Annotated in this window: 13 protein-coding genes; 8 read left to right on the forward strand and 5 right to left on the reverse strand. The window is 43.8% G+C overall.

What is annotated here, in order from left to right; translation table 11 throughout:
* Nucleotides 1-36: 36 nt before the first annotated feature.
* On the reverse strand, nt 37-783 hold the full coding sequence (locus X939_RS0118435; protein ID WP_025764759.1) for a ThuA domain-containing protein: 747 nt from the start codon (nt 781-783) through the stop codon (nt 37-39).
* 302 nt (nt 784-1085) lie between these two features.
* Here X939_RS0118435 and X939_RS0118445 point away from each other — a divergent pair, with 302 nt between their 5' ends.
* The 3 genes from X939_RS0118445 to tamL all read left to right on the forward strand — a co-directional run bounded on the left by X939_RS0118445 (nt 1086) and on the right by tamL (nt 9272).
* Nucleotides 1086-1799 (forward strand): hypothetical protein, encoded by a 714-nt coding sequence (locus tag X939_RS0118445; protein ID WP_025764760.1) that lies wholly within the window; start codon nt 1086-1088, stop codon nt 1797-1799.
* A 104-nt stretch (nt 1800-1903) separates the two neighbouring features.
* Nucleotides 1904-6853, forward strand: a complete 4950-nt coding sequence (locus X939_RS0118450) for a translocation/assembly module TamB domain-containing protein (protein ID WP_025764761.1) — start codon at nt 1904-1906, stop codon at nt 6851-6853.
* Nucleotides 6843-9272, forward strand: a complete 2430-nt coding sequence (gene tamL / locus X939_RS0118455) for a translocation and assembly module lipoprotein TamL (RefSeq protein WP_025764762.1) — start codon at nt 6843-6845, stop codon at nt 9270-9272. The genes X939_RS0118450 and tamL overlap by 11 nt, the downstream gene beginning before the upstream one ends.
* Here tamL and mce read toward each other — a convergent pair.
* Nucleotides 9237-9683, reverse strand: a complete 447-nt coding sequence (gene mce, locus X939_RS0118460) for a methylmalonyl-CoA epimerase (protein ID WP_025764763.1) — start codon at nt 9681-9683, stop codon at nt 9237-9239. The genes tamL and mce overlap by 36 nt on opposite strands.
* A gap of 21 nt (nt 9684-9704) precedes the next feature.
* Nucleotides 9705-10640 carry a ribosome small subunit-dependent GTPase A gene (rsgA, locus tag X939_RS0118465; protein ID WP_025764764.1) on the reverse strand — a complete coding sequence of 312 codons (936 nt, stop codon included), beginning with the start codon at nt 10638-10640 and terminating at the stop codon, nt 9705-9707.
* Between the two features lie 327 nt (nt 10641-10967).
* Between rsgA and X939_RS0118470 the strand changes: the two genes are divergently transcribed.
* The gene (locus tag X939_RS0118470; RefSeq protein ID WP_025764765.1) at nt 10968-12191 is read left to right on the forward strand and encodes an ROK family protein; all 1224 of its coding nucleotides are present in this window, start codon (nt 10968-10970) and stop codon (nt 12189-12191) included.
* Between the two features lie 20 nt (nt 12192-12211).
* Here X939_RS0118470 and X939_RS0118475 read toward each other — a convergent pair whose 3' ends face one another.
* Nucleotides 12212-13480, reverse strand: a complete 1269-nt coding sequence (locus X939_RS0118475) for a 3-deoxy-D-manno-octulosonic acid transferase (RefSeq protein ID WP_310588078.1) — start codon at nt 13478-13480, stop codon at nt 12212-12214.
* Between the two features lie 296 nt (nt 13481-13776).
* Between X939_RS0118475 and X939_RS0118480 the strand changes: the two genes are divergently transcribed.
* From X939_RS0118480 to X939_RS0118500, 4 genes are all read left to right on the forward strand, one after another.
* Nucleotides 13777-14547, forward strand: coding sequence for a hypothetical protein (locus X939_RS0118480; protein ID WP_025764767.1), 771 nt, complete (start codon nt 13777-13779; stop codon nt 14545-14547).
* A gap of 60 nt (nt 14548-14607) precedes the next feature.
* Nucleotides 14608-15486, forward strand: coding sequence for a lipoyl synthase (lipA, locus tag X939_RS0118485; protein ID WP_025764768.1), 879 nt, complete (start codon nt 14608-14610; stop codon nt 15484-15486).
* A 221-nt stretch (nt 15487-15707) separates the two neighbouring features.
* Nucleotides 15708-16988 (forward strand): methionine adenosyltransferase, encoded by a 1281-nt coding sequence (gene metK / locus X939_RS0118490; RefSeq protein WP_025764769.1) that lies wholly within the window; start codon nt 15708-15710, stop codon nt 16986-16988.
* Nucleotides 16989-17236: 248 nt separating this feature from the next.
* On the forward strand, nt 17237-18331 hold the full coding sequence (locus tag X939_RS0118500; protein ID WP_025764770.1) for a fatty acid desaturase family protein: 1095 nt from the start codon (nt 17237-17239) through the stop codon (nt 18329-18331).
* Nucleotides 18332-18389: 58 nt separating this feature from the next.
* On the opposite strand, the gene X939_RS0118505 is transcribed toward X939_RS0118500, so the two are convergent.
* Nucleotides 18390-21497 (reverse strand): efflux RND transporter permease subunit, encoded by a 3108-nt coding sequence (locus X939_RS0118505; RefSeq protein WP_025764771.1) that lies wholly within the window; start codon nt 21495-21497, stop codon nt 18390-18392.
* Nucleotides 21498-21547 lie beyond the last annotated feature (50 nt).

Genomic DNA, 21547 nt, shown 5'->3' on the forward strand with positions numbered 1-21547 from the left:
GGAGGATTTTTTTGTTTACGATATCATTCGTCTGGATTAACGAATACCCTTTCCTGTAGCAGCCCAATAGATACCTCCATAGAGGTGATCCAGGAACGACTGGTCTGAATATACGAGACCTATGTGCCCCAGGCCGGTATAAAATGCCCGCCCCCCGTCGAAGGCATGGTACCAGGCGATGGGATGGACATCGCCCATGCCCGTCCCTTTAGAAGTCTTGGGATTATAGGTTTTCTCGTCCAGTGTAATCAGGAATTTCAGATAATTTGACTTATAAGGCTTCTGATATTCATACCATTCGTCTGTCCAAAGCATCCGCTTAGGGAAGCGCTCTAACCCCGGAAAATTATTATCAACAACATCCAGATAAGCCGTCTGCTGAGCAGGGTGCGTGTTGAACATCATGCCCACCATACGGGTATACCAGTCCCAGTCATATTCTGTGTCAGCCGCCGCGTGCACACCTACCCAGCCTTTACCAGATTGAATAAACTTTTCAAAGGCCGTTTGCTGCTCTGCATTCAGAACATCCCCGGTGGTATTTAAAAAAATAACCACATCATAATTTTTCAATTGTTTCTCATTAAATACGCCGGGAGACTCCTGCCAGTCCACGGAAAAGTTATGACGCTGTGCCAACTGCCGGACACCTGCTACACCCTCATGAATCGATTGATGATGGAAGCCCGCAGTTCGAGTAAACAATAGGGCTTTAAATTGTTGGGCATGAGCACCAATAGCAGTACCCAACACCAGGAAGAGTAAAATAGTTTTTTTGAACATTATAAGGAGTATATTAATTTTATCTCCGAATTTCTATATTTTTTATTTGAATGCCTAACCGGGCCACAGATAAATATGACAATAAGGGGCAAACGTATAATTATGGGAGCGAATATTCCCAGGAAGGGGTGCTGACTAAGAGGGAAGGTATTATTTTTGTGATCTTTTACTGCAGCAGGTTTGGTATATCTCTGGAATATTGATTAATTTAAATTCTTAAACCTTCACTCAATTCCAGTGTCTAACCCCTATATTAGATAAAGTTTTAAGACAGTTGACTGTAAATCAATAAAATCATCAATATGAAAAAATTAATAAATGTACTGATACTTATACTTTTTGTGTCGGTCACCAGTTATGGCCAGAAAATACCGGTTGATACTATTTTTGCAAACTATTATCAGGCCACCGGTGGCAAAAAGTTATGGGATTCGATCAAGACGTATACCTTAAAGCAAAGCTTTTCCGCCCCTTCTGCTACGCCCTACACGGCCGATATATCGGTGTCGATTCCAGAAAATGCAATGTACAAGTCCAAAACCATAATGAGACGGAGCTTTGTTTATGGCGTGAAGGATAAGGAAGGATGGATTAAAGTACCGATTGGAAGTAAAATGGACGTTCGTGACCTTAGCCCTGCCGAGCAGACCAATATGCGCTACGAAATATATGATCAGCTCGTACCTTTTATGGACTATCAAAATCGGGGATTTGTTGCCACAACCGTTGGGCAAGAAACACTCAACAAGGTGTTGACCAACCAGGTGGAGTTACAAGGGAAGGAAATCAAATATAATTTGTGGTTCGATGCCAAGACGGGGCTGCTTGTCCGGAAGAAGGAAACTATGGCCGGAGTAGAGACTACTACCGACCTTTCTAATTATACTAAATCTGATTTTGGGATACTTTATCCTGCCAAAATGGTAGAGATTAACACTGTCGATAAAAAAGCGGTAACCATTGCTTCACAGTTGGAGATCAATAAATCTATACCTGAGGAAGTATTTATACGTTAGTATTCCGATATTACCGAAAACCTGGGTCCTTTTCTAGAAGATGGCCCAGGTTTTTATTATGACATACACTACAACCAAACATCAGCACAAAGGACCACGGGCCCATGAAGAAAGTACTTAAGGTATTAGCAATTATTATACTCACACTCCTCCTAATATTGGGTATCGTTATCTATGGTATTCAAACCCCTTTTGGCCAAAACCTGCTAACATCCCAAGTAAATACCTTCCTCCGAAAAAAGCTTCGAAGCAATGTAAATATCGAAAAAATACGATTTGATATTCCCGATTGGATCGTTTTAGAAGGCGTCTTCTTCGCAGATATGCAGGGGGACACTTTACTATCCGGCCGTAAAATCAGGATGGATTTGGACATGTATAACCTGATAAAGGGTGATGTCGGCATCAATTCGGTGGAGGTAGATGGCCTTACCGCCAATATTCACCGCTCTTTACCAGACACAGTATTTAATTTTCAGTTTATTGCTGATGCTTTTGCTTCGGCACCCGACCCCGCCGATACCCTCGCCAGTGAGCCTCTCAATATGCGTCTGGACAAAATAATCCTTAAAAACATACGTCTAACCTATAAAGATGCCGTTATCGGAACCGATGCCTCCACTCGTATAGATTCGGCTTATATAGCATTTAAGGCATTTAATCCAACCACGTCCACTTATCATCCGTCACAGGTTTTCCTGAAAAAAAGCGAAGCAGCCCTTCGTTTATACGAAGCGCTGCCCGTTAAAGCTGCACCCTCTCCCCCAGCAGATCCGAGCGACACCCTAAATATCAATGTGGGAGACATAGACATTCAGCAATTTAAATGGTCCTTTATAGACGAAACCAGTGGACTTACCAATGGCGTAGAGCTAGGCAGGCTCAAGGGACACGTAAATAAAGTCCATGTCGCCAGTCAGAATGTTGATATCCGGGATGTCCTAATCGACAACATGGATGCATTTGCAGCCTTTGAAAAAAAGAAGCAGTTAGTACCTGCTGCTACTTCAAAGGATGTGCCTCCGGCCGATATGTCCGCTTCGGCTGCGACTCCTGGATGGACCGCCCGGATTGGGACTCTGACCCTGATAGACAATGCACTTCGTTACGATGACCATAATTCTCCGGCGATAGCCAAGGGCATGGATTATGCCCATCTTGCTATCAGTAAACTTAATGTATCGCTCAAAGATTTTCTCTTTTCTGATGACAATATTGCTGGAAATTTGGCCGCTGCCAGTTTCAGGGAGAAGAGTGGATTTGGAATCAACAAGTTCACCACCAATTTTGCCTATGGAGCGAAGCAAACCTACCTCAAAGATTTATTGCTGACAACAAGCAACACCACGCTTCGCGACGAACTTATACTCAAATATAATAACCTAAATGAGCTTTCTAATGATCCTTCCAAAGTTCAGGTAACACTCAATTTGAAGGATAGTAAGGTCGGCTTCGCTGACATTCTACATCTCGTACCAGATTTGTCCCAAACACCTCCCTTTGAAAAAAATCCTAATGGAAATGTCTCTGGTTCGGCGCGTGTGAGCGGCACGGTGGACGACCTAAACATTGCAAATGCTCGATTTAAGATGATAGATGCCACCGTCTTAGATCTGTCGGGCAATATTAAAGGTCTGCCAGACCCGGATAAATTAGGCCTCAATATTACCCTAAAGGAACTGTCGACCACCAAGGCGAACTTAGTTAGTATGCTTCCTGACAGTACCCTCCCTGCTTCAATAGAATTACCCGACTCCATTCGTATCGTTGGTTCCGCGAAGGGGAATATGGCCAACATGGATCTTACGACTACTATCAATACCACCTTTGGCTCTGGCACTTTTTCAGGAAACCTTAAAAATATCACAGACAGCATAAGAGCTGAATACAACGGAGACTTAGCTTTCGAAAATTTTGATATGGGCCGATTGCTAAAACAGCCCCCAGAAGAATTGGGAAAGCTAACTTTGAACACCAACTTATCTGGAACTGGCTACGCTATGGGCACTATGCAAGCCAATATAACGGGAAATATCGCCAGTGCCTCGGTGAAGGGTTATACGTATAATAACCTAACCCTTGATGGGGGAATAGACCACGGCAAGGCCAATGTCAAAGCAAACATAGAAGACGGTAATATTAATTTACGTTTAAATGGACAGGCCGACATTAGCCAGGAGTTCCCCACTGCTTCGGGTACCATGGAAATCGATCAACTGGATCTGACAGCCCTTAACCTTTATGCCGATTCGCTGGCAGTGAAAGGGAAGGTGAAATTTGATTTTCCCTCTACCAATCCCGAAAATCCGATAGGAACAGTAGACATCGCAGACCTTATGCTCACCCACCACGGCCGCCCGATTGGTGTAGACAGTGTTCACATGGCTCTGAGCGATAGTGCCGGAACAAAAATGGCCGAAGTAGCGTCTCCCATGCTCAAGTTGAATATGAGCGGAAATTATAATTATAATATCCTTGCTGATGCCGTTTTGACAGAGGTAGGACAGCATCTGAAGTCTCCAGACTTGACCTATACCGAAGTGAGTGAACCCGTGAATATTTCCATTTCGGCGACCTTAAACAACCACCCGGCTATCGGAATTTTCGTTCCGCAGCTACAAGAAATGCGCGGCGTCCGTTTCGATGCCCGACTGGACAATCGGGCAGACTCCTCTTTAGTTGCTATGTTGCAGCTGCCTCTAATGAGTTACGACAGCATCCGAACGGAAGGAGTTAAGATCGACTTTTTCAACCATACTAGTCAAGCTGGCATGAATGCCACGCTGAACCAGCTGAGTACCGGAGGCTTCCGCATGCAGAATGCTTCCCTGCAAACAGATATCGCCGATAATAATATTCGCTACGATTTTATTGTACGCGATTCAGTTCAAACGGAACGTCATGCACTGAATGGCAATATTGCTGTAGATGGCTCCCATTACAGCTTAAGTTTTCGGGATGGCCTTCTTATCGATTACAACCCATGGCAAACTCCATCCGAAGGCTTTATAGAATATGCCCCCGACAGCGTCTGGGTTAATAATATCGCATTTCTTCGGGAAGGGCAATCCCTCAGAATCAATAGTAAGGATGAGGCAGCCAACAGTCCACTCGATATTACCATGCAAAATATTGATCTTGGACCACTCGTAGCCGCCTTTACTCAGGATACAACCCTGTTGAACGGAATTCTCAATGGAGACATGGAAGTACAAAATTTCATGACTACGCCCTCATTTACCGGCAGTTTCGACATCAGAGATCTTGCCTTAATGCAGATTCCTCTAGGAGAATTAAAGGTGGAGACCGACAATAAAAAGGAAAAAGACATTGCCATCGATTTATCACTTATCGGCCAAGGTAACGACGTAAAAATGACGGGTCATTACTTTCTCGAGAAGAAAGACAATATCGATTTCAATCTCGATTTGAAGTCTTTCAGTGGAAAAACGGTTGAAGCTTTTAGTTTTGGAGAGATTCAGAAAGCCACAGGCAATCTGTCGGGGAAGGCTGTTATTACCGGTAGCACCGATAGTCCCAAATTAAACGGAGCACTTCTATTCAATGATTTCGCATTTAATGTAACGCAGCTAGGTTCCCGCTACCGTTTAGATCAGCAAAAGATCGACCTGAAAGGTCAGCAGATCGTATTTAATAACTTCATACTAAAGGATTCCCTCGACCAAAGTCTAAGGGTGAATGGAAACGTAAACATTGCCAATCTGCCTGATGTAGCCTACGACTTAAAGATTGACACGAAGAACTTCGTGGCCCTTAATTCCACCCAAAAACAAAATGAGATGTTTTATGGTAAGGCCATGATTAATGCCGACTTAACTGTGAAAGGAAAGGGAGCCAACTCAATTGTCGATGGTAAGGTAAAAGTGAACCCCGGAAGCAATATCACTTTCGTGATGCTGGACGAAGTCAGTGAAGCAGGAGATGCCGCTCAGGGTGTTATACAATTTGTCGACATGAGCGATTCTACTCCAACAGCAGAGGTTCCGGAAATGGAGGCAAGTAAAAAAGTGACCAATGACTTTGTGACCCAAATAACGGTAGATCTTGATGTGGACGACAAATCGCAATTCACTGTCGTTCTCGACGAGCTCAACGGCGACAATATCAAGCTGAAAGGGAATGCTCAGATGACGGCAGGGGTAGCACCGAACGGAGAAATGTTTTTGCTGGGTGCCTACGATGTAACGCAAGGATCCTACGACATCACTTTAGAAATTTTAAAAAGAAAATTTGATATTCAAAAAGGAAGCAATTTGATATGGTCAGGAGATCCCATGAAGGCGGATCTGAATATCACTGCCAGTTATTCGGTAATGGTCGATCCGGGATCCATATCTACCAATTTGACAGGAGGACGAAAGGTACCCATCGATGTTCAGATCATTATTACCGGTAACCTGAGCAATCCTAACATAACATTCAATGTGACCCCCTCAAGCGACGTAAGTCAAGACCTTGCCAAGGAGATCCAGGGTCAACCGTTCTGGATTAACATGAATGATAATCCTTCCGAGGTAAACAAACAAGCGTTTGCATTGCTACTTACCAACCGGTTTATCACCGATCAGAGCAGCAAAGGTGTCGATATTAACTCCAGTGCTGAAGCAATAGCCCGTCAGAGTGTTAGCCAGCTTCTAAGCGACCAGCTTAATAATTTAGCAGGGGATTTGGTTAAAGGAGTGGATGTGGATCTGGATCTCAATTCGACTACTGATCAAACAGCAGGAGCCCGTACTGACCTGAACGTAGGAGTAAGCAAAGCTTTCCTTAACGATCGATTAAAAATATCGGTTGGGAAAAATTTCGAACTAGAAAATAGTGGGGGCGCCAATGGTTCCACAGAAGTTTTCGACAATATCGCCCTGGACTACTCCCTATCCCGCGATGGTCGATACCTTTTCCGTGCCTACCGTAAAAATCAATATCAATCTATTCTGGAAGGATTTATAATCGAAACAGGTGTAAGTTTTATCGTTACGGCTGATTACGATCTATTAAAAGAATTTTTCAAAAAGCAACAAGATGAGAATTAAGATAATAGCCTTTTTACTGGTCAGTATATGGATGAGTGCGTGCTCTATCAAAAGATTCGTTCCCGAAGGTCAGAACTTGTATGTAGGCAATTCAATTAAGGTTATCCCTGATTCCCTCACCAAGCCCAGTGTTTCGGGCCTAGAGTCGAGCCTATCGGAGATTACAAAGCCCACGCCTAATAAAACTATTTTCGGATTCCCCTGGAAAGTTTGGTGGTACTATTTTATAGGAGAACCAAAAGATGAGGGCGGACTCAGGAGCTGGTTCCGAGGCAAACTGGGGGAACCGCCCGTGATCGCGACCCAGCGAATTGCAGAAATTAACGCAGGGAACATTGAGGGCTTTCTCGACAATGAAGGCTACTACCGCTCTACTGCGACAGGAAAACTCAATCCCACCAAAAAGCGCACGGCTACTATAGATTATCAGGCCTATATAATGCCGCGTTATGTCATCAACCAGGTGCAATATGTCGTAGAAGATAGCAGTACGTTTAATAAAGACTTGGTGAAAAGTAAGAAGGAGACTTATCTGACCAAGGGCTCTCCCGTTCGTCTTGAGGTCATCAGTGCGGAAAGAAGCCGCATAGATAATGAGCTGAAAGGAAAAGGTTACTATTATTTCAACCCAGACTACCTTATCGTCAAAGTCGATTCGACCATTGGTCGGGCGGATTCTACTTTGGGACCACAACAAGTAAATCTCTATCTGGAGCTTAAAAAAGAGACTGTACAAACCGCTTTAAAACAGTATTATATTCAACACATCCATGTAAACACGGGTACCCGGGAAAATACCTTGGCCGACTCCCTACTATTGGAAGGAAAAACCAGAAGAGTAGGAATACGGATCCAGGATCCAGGTAAGAGATACAAGCGGAGAATTTTCTACGATGCCATTAGCTTCAGGCCAGGTAGTATGTATACCAATACGAAGCAAAACGTTTCCCTGACCCGGTTGGTAAACCTGCAGAATTTTAAGTTCGTAAAAAATCGCTTTGAACTCGTTCCTCGATCCGATTCCGCCCTACTGGATTTGCATTATGATTTGTCGCCAATGAAGAAGAAATCCCTGCAGACCATTCTTAGTGCCAGCACCAAATCGAATGGTTTAGGTGGTTCTCAATTGGATATTAACTGGAAAAACCGAAACCTGTTCAAAGGAGCTGAAATGCTCACCATCAATGGCTATTTTGGATTTGACGTGCAGCTAGGTGGCAACAAAATCGAAAATCCTAATCGCATAGGCAATGAATACTACCGCTATGGAGGAAAGGCTGATTTATCCTTCCCACGATTTGTAATACCTTTTTTCAAAATCCGACCTGAGCAGAATGAACTTCTGCCCAAGACCATCCTTTCATTAAATTATGAAAACCGGGTACAAAAAGGCTTCTTCACCACTACATCTATTCGTGGAGATTGGTCATACGTATGGAGCAAAAGTTCTCAGCTGGAACATACCCTTACCCCTATCTCCCTTAACTTTATTGAACCCCGAAATATTAATACCAACCGATTGGATGATATTATTTTCAACCCGAACACCAATCCCTTAGATGTCGACCGCTATTTGAAAATATTGGAGTCTAAGTATTTCATTGCTGGTTCGGCTTACAAAATCAGCTACAGGCCTACTCCTAAGCCATTTAGCAAAGACCAATTCATAATAAATGGCGCCCTGGAATACGGAGGCAATATCCTGAGTGCATTGGCACCAGCCAATAGCACAGAAGGAGATCCCAAGGAGTTTTTAGGGGTACCAATTTTTCAGTATGGGAAGGCGGAAGGGGAAGTACGGTACTACCGAACACTTTCTTCAAAGATCAAATGGGCCAACCGGCTGCTGGCCGGGGCCGTTCTTCCTTATGGAAACTCGAAGGACAGCTTCACCCCTCAGTTTTTACAATACTTTGCTGGGGGTAGCACAGGGCTAAGGGCTTTCCGTGCACGTTCCCTGGGCCCAGGTGCCTACCGTCCCGACTCCGTATCTATCGCCCAGCTGGGGTATCAGTCTCTGGGAGATATTCGTCTGGAATTCAACACCGAATTCAGAATTAAGCTGAGCAGCCTGTTTAATCTTGCCGTATTTGCCGATGCAGGAAATATCTGGTCCTTCCCCGATGCGGACCGGGCCGGTTACGGAGAGTCAGCCATTATCAGTAGTGACTTTCTAAATCAGGTGGCTGTGGGCGGAGGCTTGGGACTCAGGCTCGACTTCTCATTCCTTGTATTCCGCCTCGATTTGGCCACTCCATTTAGAAAGCCTTGGTATACGGCCGAACGAATTAACCTGGATGACCCCGAAGCACCTGCGGAATATAAAAACCCCTGGGTATTTAACGAGATAAGATTTGGAAGTAAGGATTGGAGAAAAGAAAACCTAGTTCTCAATATTGCCGTAGGGCTCCCCTTCTGATGACGGGGAACTCCGGCGCTCCTGGCAGATTTCGATCAGTACCCCCTGGCTATCCTTGGGGTGTACGAAACAAACCAACTTATTGTCTGCACCTTTTTTGGGCGAATCGCTTAGGAGCCGAAAACCCTCCTTTTTAAGTCTTGCCATTTCCGTTGTAATATCCTCTACTTCAAAAGCGATATGATGTATGCCTTGCCCTTTTTTTTCTATAAAACGAGCAATGGTCCCGTCAGCAGTAGTCGATTGAAGTAATTCTATTTTGGTAGCATTCACCTTAAAAAATGCCGTTGAAACCGATTCGGATTCCACTGTCTCGTGTTTATAGGCCGGGGTGTTGAGCAAACGGGTATATAGTTTTTCTGCTTCAGTGAGATCGGCCACTGCGATCCCAATATGTTCCACATTGATCATCTTCAAAATAAATTCGTTCCCTTATTTTCTATTATCCGATCCTCCCACCATGCTCAAATAGCTTTCGTAACGGGATAGGGCGATGCCTCCTTCCATTACTTGCTCCTTTACGGCGCAACCCGGTTCATTAATATGCCGACAATTATTGAATCTACATTCGTTAAGTAAAGCCCTCATTTCCGGAAATGAATGAGCTATTTCTTCGGGACTCATGTCCGCTAATCCCAATTCTTTGATCCCTGGAGAGTCGATGATAAAGGTCCCTTTATGCAGTTCGAACATCTCAGCGAAAGTTGTGGTATGCACCCCTTTATTGGCAAAGGTCGATACCTCCTGAGTTCTTAAATCCAAATCTGGCGCAATGGCATTCACCAAGGTTGATTTGCCCACCCCTGAGTGCCCCGAAAGCAGGGAAGTTTTTCCGGACAGAAGTTTTTCAAAGGCCTGAAGCCCCATAGATTCTGTCGCACTTGTAGCCAGACATTGATAGCCCAACCCTTCGTATAAGTCCATTAACTCCAATAATATGGGCTGAATATCTTCGGAGAGCAGATCCAATTTATTAAATATAATAATCCCTGGGATTCTAAAAGTCTCAATGGCAACCAAAAAGCGATCTATAAAACCTAAAGAAGTTTTTGGGAAAACCAGAGTAGCAATCAGTATCGCCTGATCTACATTGGCAGCAATTAGATGGCCATGGCCCGTTTTATGTACCGAACTCCGAATTACGTAATTATCGCGAGGTAGAATTTCTGATATAATACCAAAATTTTCGTGTTCGTCCTCGATTTCGAACTTGACATAATCTCCAACCGCTATCGGGTTGGTAACTTTGAGGCCTAATACTTTAAATTTCCCCTTTAAACGGCATTGCCATACATGCTCATCAGCGATATCTCTGACATCATACCATGAACCCGTGGACCGCGTAACCAAGCCTTTTCTTAACACAATATTGTAAAGTCTAATAAAATCAGTAAGAAACGAAGATAAGAGATTCTTTGGCCATTCGGCAATATTTTCTTGTATAACTCCTGATACTCCTGGAGAATACAATGCCCGGACCTCCAATTAATATACCCAAATTAATAAGTAAAAAAGTATAAAATAGTGCTCTAGTACTTTTGCTTTCAATTGCACAACCAAACATAAATTGGCTTTAATAATAAGAATTTTTAAAAAATCGCACTATCTTGTACTGCACTTACCAGCTAATGTCATTTTTTTATAAAAATATTACAAAAGTCGGGCAGTTAATTAAATACATCCTATACAATAATCATGGAACTAGAAGCAGAATCCAGCTCGGTAATAGATATTCGTAAGAACAAAATTAGAAGTAATCTTTTGTCTCATTTATATAAAAACGGAGATACTTCAATCAATAAAATGGCCCGTTTATTTCATGCCAGCATCCCCTCAGCGACGGGTATCGTCAATGAACTGATGCGGGAAGGATGGATAGTTGAAACCGGAACGGGACCGGCTCGCGCAGGCAGGCCTCCGGTATTATACGGATTAAACTCAAAAAAGTACCTCACCCTGATCATGGACATCAACCGCCATGGTACCCAATTTGTAATTTTCGACCTGTATAATCAGCTCATAATTAAGAAGAAAGTTGATATAAAACTAGAAGACACCCCAGATTTCCTAGAAAATTTATATGCAGAAACAGATTCTTTTCTGGCCACTCATAATATCTCAGTCTCTAAATTATGGGGAATAGGCGTATCGATGCCAGGATTGATCAATGCATCGCATGGTAGCAATCTCACTTATCAGAATCTTACCAAAGACAACCAACCCCTGGTGTCGGCTTTAAAAGCACATTTTGGAATTCCCGTATGCCTGTTCAACGACACCAAGGCTACTACTATAGGTGAGCACCGCTTTGGTTTCGCCGTTAACAAGTCGCAGGTTCTGACGGTGAATATCGATTGGGGAGTAGGACTTGGCGTGATTATCAATGGAGAATTATTCAACGGAGCTTCGGGATTTGCCGGCGAGCTTGGCCATATTCAGGTCAAACCCGATGGAGCCCTCTGTCACTGTGGAAAAATTGGTTGCCTGGATACCATAACATCGGCAGAGGCCCTTATTGAGCAGGCCAAAGAAGGAATTGCTCAGGGAAAAGCTACCACCTTAACTAAAATAGTAAATCATCGTATTGCAGAACTGGATACGGTACATATCATAGAAGCCGCACATGCCGGAGACGAATTCTCCATCGACCTTCTTAGCAACCTGGGTTTTGAACTAGGCAAAGGCCTAGCCACAGCCGTGCACCTATTCAATCCGGAGGTGGTAATCATTGGAGGTTTATTGGCTGAAGCCGGACCTTTCATTTCGAATCCCATCGCCCAAGCCATTAATAAATATTGTCTGTCCGATTTCAAAAACACTCTGGCTATACATATCTCCAAACTAGGGGCTAAGTCGCGACTCTTAGGAACCCAAGCCTATTTATTTGAACATCTGATCTCCAAGGAATTCTCTAATTAGGGCACTTCCCGATATGGCCCTTACTTTGGGCCATATCGGGATAACAAAAAGGAATCTACCCGATTCATAATGGTCTCAGTGGCTCCTAGATTATCAAGTATATACGCTGAATTCGTCCTACTCGCACCTTGCCTGGCCGCTTCATTGGCCAGCCAATTTTCAATCACCCCATCTAGCTCTTTGCTATTCGATACCGTTTGGGCTCCCCCTAAGCCAATCAGGTCTATAGCCTCCTTAAACCGGTGATAAGCCCTATTTCCAAAAACAAGCGGCAAACCAAAAGTGGCCGCCTCTAAGGTATTATGCAAACCAGCCCCAAATGAGCCCCCTATATAGGCCATCTGACCATATTGGTATAAGGAAGAAAGCATCCCGATATTGTCTATGAATAAAAAGTCCGATTGCGCAAGACTGCCTTCAGGCAATTGAGAATAGCGTATGGATTTACCATCCAATGCTTCGCACCATTTCTGAATCTGATCCGGTTTTATTTCATGCGGAGCAATGATGGCTTTCATCCTTCCTTTCTTTTGGTTAAGGACGGTAATCAACACTTCCATATCCTGGGACCATACTGAACCCGCTATCAGGATGGGCAGATCGGTAACGAAGGGTTCAATTGAAGCGATGGGTTGCGCCTGTAGGGCAATACTATATACCCTATCAAAACGTGTGTCTCCCGCGAGTCCATAACTTGGGTGCTCAATGGATGCCAAAAGGGACATAGACTCCTCGTTCTGTACAAAAATAAAATCAAATTTGTTCAGCATCTCCCTATAGAAGCTGGCATAGGATTTAAAAAATAATTGATGAGGGCGGAAAATAGTTGAAAATGAAAGGATAAGCGTTCCATTTTGCTCCAGATTCTGTAATATATTATACCAAAATTCGTATTTAATAAAGAAGGCGATTCTAGGCTTAAGAATCTCGACGAACCACCTACTGTTGGCAGGAGTATCCAGGGGAAGATAGCAGATAAAATCGGCACCAGAATAATTTTTTCGAATTTCGTAACCTGAGGGCGAAAAAAAGGTAAGAACAATACTGTATCCCGGATACTGCGCTTTAAATGCCTCTATCACCGGCCGACCCTGCTCGAACTCTCCCAGAGAGGCAGCGTGGAACAGGGCAATAGGTTTATGGGCGGGCAATCCATCTTTAAAATGCTGTAATCGTGCTTTAAGCCCTTTTCGACCTTCTACTCCCAGGCGTATTTTGGGACTAAAATAAGCGGCTACTGACATCAGCCAGGCCATTAATTGTATTCCAAGATTATAAATAAGGGTCACCAAATACTTTGAATTAGATAGTTGACTATTTTTGTTATATGAATAAGAAAATCCTAAGCCTCCAAAGCAAATGCTCAACAGCACCCAGGCAATGGATCCAGGATTAGTGCTGCCAGAATTCCGTCTATTAAATTTTAGTAGGCGAATCCGGTTACTTTATCCATCATTAAGAACATAAAAGTAGTAAAAACCGTTATGGAGTAGGGCAGTTCAGAAGGCAATATGCCAAATACTTCCTATATTGATATCAAATTTAGAGAAACTATAGACCATCCAGAAATTTGTTGAGTACCTATATGCGCTATATACCTACCATTTTCAGCACCTGTTTATTAGTGTTTCTTTCACTAAATCTGCAGGCCCAACGACGAAGCAAGATCACGGATAGTGAGGAGACCTACAAAACATTTACCTCTGTCGGTCTTACCACCAACACCAATTCGGGGATTCTGGGAGGGGCTGTCTTCCGGCAGTCATCCGCCCTGAACAGCAATTTCATGGGTAAGAACCAGTATCGTTATCTGGCCGTGGAACTGGTAAATGTGAAACATCCGAAGGAGCTTTCTGAGCAGGATTTCGTTACGGGCAAACGTCTGGTTTTTGGCAAGCAAAACTATTTATTCGTACTCCGTCCTGAATATGGAAGAGAGATTACCCTCTTCAACCGACACGAAGATGAAGGAATATCGATCAGTGCTATTTTGGCTGCAGGTCCTTCATTGGGAATAGAAAAGCCTTATATGATCCAGTATAAAGATACCGATGGCCGAATTATAACTGCAGCATTCGATCCGGTTAAACATACCAGTAGTTCTCAGTCGGCAGGTATTGTTGGAGCTGGGAGTTTTTTTCAAGGCTTTGGTCAGAGTAAAATCATACCAGGTCTTCATGTAAAGACTGCCTTAAGCTTTGAGTTAAGTGCTTTCCGAGAAAATGTTACTGGATTGGAAATCGGGTTTCTGGCAGAAGCCTTTACCCGTAAGGCGCAGATTATGGCCTGGGCTGACAACCGAAGTTTTTACACTTCAGGTTATATTACCCTGTACTTCGGAACCAAAAAACGGTAACTTTACATCCAAATCTCTTTGGTAAATGCCTGGGCTTTGTGCCTGAATGAACATAAAAATATGATTGAATTACCCGTAATACCATCTGAGCGCAAGAAACGTCCAGATTGGCTAAGAGTTAAATTACCCGCTGGCCCCGAATTTCGGAAAGTCAGGCAGCTCGTTGACAATTATAAACTTCATACCATTTGTGAGAGTGGAAGCTGTCCTAATATGGGAGAGTGCTGGGGTGCTGGTACGGCTACCTTTATGATTCTTGGAAATGTATGCACCCGAAGCTGTAGCTTTTGTGCGGTAGCTACCGGCCGTCCAAACGAATACGACGTAGATGAACCCCGCCGTGTGGCCGAAGCCATACAACTAATGCAGGTAAAGCATGCGGTGATCACATCGGTAAATAGGGATGAGCTAAAAGACAGAGGAGCCGAAATCTGGTACCAAACTGTCATACAAATTAAGGCCAACACGCCAGAGACTACCATTGAAACGCTGATCCCCGATGTTAAAAATAACTGGGATGCGCTTGCACGTATGTACGAAGGAGGCCAGGAGGTTGTTTCCCATAATATGGAGACGGTGGAAAGACTCTATCGAGCCGTCCGTCCTCAGGCTAAATATGCCCGCAGTTTGGAGCAAATCAGACGCACTAAAGAAGCTGGTCAACGCACAAAATCGGGTATTATGCTTGGTTTAGGCGAAACCGTTGAAGAGGTGTATAAAGCGATGGATGACTTGGCCGCTAACGGACTCGATATTCTAACGCTTGGCCAATACCTTCAGCCTACCAAAATGCACCATGAGGTCATTGAATGGATAACTCCCGAAATGTTTGAAAAATACAAAGAGGAAGGACTCAAAAGAGGACTTAAATACGTAGAATCTGGTCCCTTGGTGCGATCTAGCTACCATGCTGAACGACATGTAAATGTGCCGATATAAACTATTGGAAGCGGACTCCCCCCCGGTTATTTTCAGAACACAGCCCTCTATCCCTTTCCTAGGAAAAACAAGAGGGTTGTATACCCTAGAATTTATACCAGGAGAAACGAAAACTTTTCCCTAAGGATTCTTGGAAAAGATATTAAAAGAATTCAATTTTGCCATATTAACCGCCCTATCACACATTCATTCCGGCGGTGTTTCTCAATAAAAAATATTTTATGCCATATCTATTCACTTCGGAATCCGTCTCGGAAGGACATCCAGACAAAGTAGCAGACCAAATCTCAGACGCATTAATCGATAATTTCCTTGCCTGGGATACTAATAGTAAAGTAGCTTGCGAAACACTAGTAACAACCGGCCAGGTTGTATTGGCTGGTGAGGTAAAGACCAATACTTATTTGGACGTACAAAAAATTACTCGGGAAGTAATCCGTAAGATTGGATATACTAAGAGTGAATACATGTTTGAAGCAGAGTCTTGCGGAATACTATCGGCCATCCATGATCAGAGCGCCGATATCAACCAGGGAATAGACAGAGCTGCAGACACGGAGAACTTTGAAGACAAGGCCAACGCACAGGGTGCTGGCGACCAGGGAATGATGTTTGGCTATGCCACCCGGGAAACGGACAACTTCATGCCTCTAGGTCTGGACCTTGCCCATAAGATCCTGCAGGAAATGTCTAGCATCCGTAATAACGAAATAGACCTAATTCCTTACCTACGTCCCGATGTAAAGTCACAGGTTACTATCGAATATAGTGATGATAATGTACCCATGCGTATCGACAGCATCGTGGTATCGACCCAACATGACGACTTCGACGAAGAAGCGAAAATGTTGGCAAAAATCAAATCGGATATTATTGAAATTGTAATTCCTCGTGTGAAAGCCAAATTGGCCCCAGGCCTCCAGCACCTTTTCACGGACGATATTACTTACCATATTAACCCAACTGGTAAATTTGTTATCGGTGGACCTCATGGCGACACAGGGCTAACAGGTCGTAAGATTATTGTAGATACCTACGGTGGAAAAGGTGCTCATGGTGGTGGTGCATTTTCCGGAAAAGACCCGTCTAAAGTAGACCGCTCGGCAGCCTATGCCACTCGCCATATCGCTAAGAATATGGTGGCTGCAGGCCTTTGTGATGAGGTATTGGTGCAGGTATCCTACGCTATCGGGGTAGCGAAGCCCTGTGGCTTATATGTAAATACCTACGGAACTTCCAAGGTAGCCGATAATGACGGCGTGATTGCTGAAAAACTAGGCAAAATTTTTGATATGCGTCCATATGCTATTGAGCAACGCTTGAAATTGCGTAATCCAATGTACTCTGAGACTGCTGCTTACGGACACATGGGCCGTAAGAATGAAGTCGTTACCAAAACCTTTAAAGGGGCTAATGGTGAAGTTAAAGAAATGGAAGTAGAACTTTTCACCTGGGAGAAACTCGATTTCGTCGACCAGATTAAGGAAGCTTTTGCCCTTTGATAAACTTAGAAATTAGAGAAAAAGGGATGGCCTAGGCTATCCCTTTTTTTTGCGCCACACATTGATTTCGACTGCCCGCCATCCAAATATCATTTTGAAAACCTCCCCATGAAACATAGATATTTTCTATTTTCATCATATAGGCATAACAAATGGTGTGAAAATTACCCTTACCTTTAATATATTTCTATGGGTACTATTGTCGTTAAGATAATACAATCCCTCCATTCATCAACGGCTTATAACCCATGACCACTCATAAGATAAAATTCACCAACGCAGAAAAATCTGCCTTTTTCCCTGTTCTTCGACAGCGAGTGGACCAGTATTTTGCCAGCAATCAACTCAGTAAATCCGGGGGAAATACCATTCTTTATAAATCTGCTTTCATGCTGGCCCTGTATTTAATTCCTTATGGTTTTATCCTTTTTGGCAGCCTGAGCAACTGGGCCATGGCCGGGCTGGCCATTTTGATGGGTCTGGGAGTGGCAGGCGTTGGGATGTCGGTAATGCATGATGCCATACATGGCTCACTGGCACCTCAAAAATGGCTTAATAAGATTTTAGGTGCCAGCATCTATCTGCTGGGCGGGAACGCCTATAACTGGGAAGTACAACATAATCGGCTACATCATACCTATACCAATGTCCATGAAGTAGACGAAGATATTACAGGCAAGTTTTTACTAAGACTCTCCTTTCAGGAAAAACAAAAGTATATTCATCGTTTTCAACATATCTATGCTTTCTTCCTTTACAGCCTGATGACCATTTCATTTTTGTGGAAGGATTTTAAGGAAATATCTCTTTTCAATAAAATGTCGGAAAGCGGAATGACCAAGCCATTTCCTAAAAAAGAATTAGTGACATTGGTAATCAGTAAACTGGCCTATATCATTTTTATTCTGGGAATACCCTTACTCTTTACCTCTCTTACTTTCGGGCAGTGGGCTATAGGTTTTTTTATAATGCATGGTACGGCAGGAATGATACTAAGTACCGTATTTCAAATGGCTCATGTTGTGGAGGGCACCGACCAGCCTATCCCCGACCACCAGGGATGTATAGAAAATGCATGGGCCGTGCATCAGCTGCAAACTACCTCTAATTTCGCAGGCAAAAACAGAATTCTGTCCTGGTATATAGGGGGACTGGATTACCAGATTGAGCACCATTTATTCCCATCTATTTCTCACGTTCACTACCGGGCACTATCACCCATTGTAAAGCAGACTGCCCTGGAGTTTGGCTATTTGTATAACGCTAAGGGCGACTTCGTAAGTGCCCTTGGCTCACATGTACGCATGCTTAAAGAAATGGGAAAAACAAAGCTTTCTGCCTGATTATAATACGACATACACAGCCGGATGGAGTGCTTAGGATGCCCTCCATCCGGCTGTTTTACGAAATACCTTCCAGCTCACTCTCCCTGGCTATTCGTTCAATCATACGCATTTTATCGTAGTTCTTATTACGAGATAAATAGGTATACATTGCGGGAATTACATATAAGGTCAAAACCAACGAGAAGATCAAACCACCCATAATAACAATACCCATAGACATCCTACTTTTACCAGCCGAACCTAATGCCATGGCAATGGGCAAAGCCCCCAGCGTGGTAGCCAAACTGGTCATCAGGATAGGTCGGAAGCGCAAAGTAGCAGCCTCAGCCGCCGCTTCATGGACGTTCCTTCCCTGCTCACGGAGCTGATTGGCAAACTCGACAATCAATATCCCATTTTTGGTCACCAAGCCTATAAGCATGATCATTCCGATCTGGCTGAAGATATTCAGGGTTTGATTGAAATACCATAAGGAAAATACGGCCCCTCCAATTGCTAAGGGTACTGTAATCATAATAATGAAGGGATCTATAAAGCTTTCGAACTGTGCAGCCAGAATAAAATAGACCAGTATGAGTGCTAGAACGAACGAGAATAAGGTATTAGAAGCACTCTCCGCATAATCGCGAGAAGCCCCACTTAGTGCAGTTTGCACGGTCTCGTCATTCAGTTTATCCCGGATACGATCCATTGCTTCAATGCCATCGCCTATCGTCTTTCCCGGAGCGAGAGCCGCCTGAACTGTGGCACTCATATAGCGATTATAATGAAATAGCTGAGGAGGACTACTCTCTTCTTCTGTGCGTATGATGTTGTCAAGCTGAATCAACTGCCCTGATGACGATTTGACAAACATACTCTTTAAGTCCAGAGGTTCATCCCTATTCTCCCGATCGAACTGCCCAATCACCTGATACTGCCGCCCGTTCATGGTAAAATATCCAAAACGCTGGCCGGCAAATGCAAGTTGCATCGTCTGTGCTACATCTTGAACCGATACCCCCAGAGATTTGGCCTTCTCTCTGTCTATACTAATCTGAATTTCTGGCTTACTGAATTTTAAGTTGGCATCGGAAATCTCAAAAGTTGGATCCTTGGCCACCTCTTCCATAAATTTGGGAAGGTATGCCCTGAGTTTTTCAAAATCAGGAGTCTGAATTACATACTGGATCGGTAGTCCCCCTCGGGAATCGACTGCAATGGTTTGCTGCTGTACTACAAACGACTTGGCATCAGGCATACTCTTCAGTCTCTTATTGATATAGTCCGCAATTTCCTGTTGGCTTTCCTCGCGCTGTGACTTATCCACTAAAGCAATACGACCACTCCCTACGTTGGTAGCACCTAAGCCCGAGTTGCCCGGAGAAGTAATGAGCATAAGGCCCTTTCTTCCAGGCATAGAGTCCATCAGCATCTGGCTTACCCCTTGTACGTATGCATCGGTATACTCGAATGAAGATCCTTCAGGGGTAGTCATCGAAATTCTAAACCAATTCCGGTCGTCCAGCGGGGCTAATTCACTTTGCAGGTCCTTTCCAAAAAACCAGATCATTACCAGAGTAAGCCCAACCAGGGGCAATGATACCCAGCGCACTTTCAAAAATGACCTTAATGCAGCACCATAGTCCTGGGTCAGCTTCTCATAGAAGGGTTCCGTCTTTTCGTAGAACCAGCTTTTCTTCTGGTTTTTCCGAACCAGATAAGCATTGAGCATGGGGGTGAGCGTGAGCGATACAAAGGCGGAAATCAAAACGGCCGCGGATATAACTATACCAAACTCTCTGAAAAGCTTACCCACAAAGCCCTCCATAAAGATCACTGGTAAAAATACAGCTGCTAGGGTAATCGAAGTGGAGAGCACCGCAAAAAGTATCTCATTAGCCCCCTTGATGGCGGCTTCTATAGGACTCAAACCTTCCTCTATTTTTTTAAATATATTTTCCGTCACTACAATACCATCGTCCACGACTAGTCCTGTCGCCAAAACAATAGCCAACAGGGTTAATACATTAATGGAATACCCCATCATATACATGACAAAGAAGGTACCTATCAATGATACCGGAATATCGATGAGGGGTCTGAATGCGATGAGCCAATCTCTAAAAAACAAATAGATAATGAGAACGACCAAAATAATCGCAATTAATAAAGTCTCTCCTACCTCTTCAATAGAGTGCTTAACGAAAACCGTGTTATCGATCAGCGTTTCCAACTGATAGTCAGCCGGAAGTTCTTTTTTAATTTCCCCCATTCTTTCATTTACCTCATCGGCAATATCGATGAAGTTGGCTCCCGGCATAGGCGAAATGGCTAAGCCAATCATCGGAACATTATCGAGGCGAAGAACCGTTTCTTCGTTTTCGGGACCTAGCTGCGCCATTCCTATATCCGCCAGATGCACCACCTGGGTGGCCGTATTCTTCACTATTAACTGGTTAAAATCCTCTTCGGTCCTAAAGCGACCAATAGTCTTTACCGTAAGTTCGGTGTTATTACCGGTTAGCTTCCCACTCGGAAGTTCCACGTTCTCCTTGTCGAGTGCATTTTTGACATCCTGCGTGGTGATTCCCAATGCCGCCATTCGTACGGGGTCCATCCAAATACGCATGGCATATCGTTTTTGACCAAAGATGCGGATCTCACTTACCCCTTCAATCGTCTGTAGACGTTGAACGATATTATTCTCTGCATAATCGCTTACTTCTAAATGAGATCTGCTATTACTGGTAAAAGTTAATACTATAATAGGCTCTGAATTGGCATCGGCCTTGCTTACAATGGGAGGCCCGTCCAGGTCCTGGGGAAGGGATCGGGAGACCGACCCTACCTTGTCTCGAACATCATTGGCAGCTCGTTCCATGTCCACCCCCAGGTCAAACTCCACCGTTATCTGACTTGCTCCCTGGCTACTCGTCGAACTGATAGATTTTATTCCACCAATGCTGTTAAGCTGTTTTTCAATCGGTTCGGTAATCTGCGACTCTATGATGTCGGCATTCGCTCCGGTATAGCTTGTTCTAATAGACACTACAGGAGGATCAATAGAAGGAAACTCCCTCATTCCTAAATAGGTATACCCTAAAAAGCCAAATAAAATGATGAGTAAATTCATCACGATGGCCAGTACAGGACGTTTAATCGATAAGGTTGAAATACTCATGACTGAGATCGGTAGGAAATAATAAAATGAATATTGAAATCAGCGCACAT

This window comes from Dyadobacter tibetensis Y620-1, assembly GCF_000566685.1.
GTDB classification, from domain to species: domain Bacteria; phylum Bacteroidota; class Bacteroidia; order Cytophagales; family Spirosomataceae; genus Dyadobacter; species Dyadobacter tibetensis.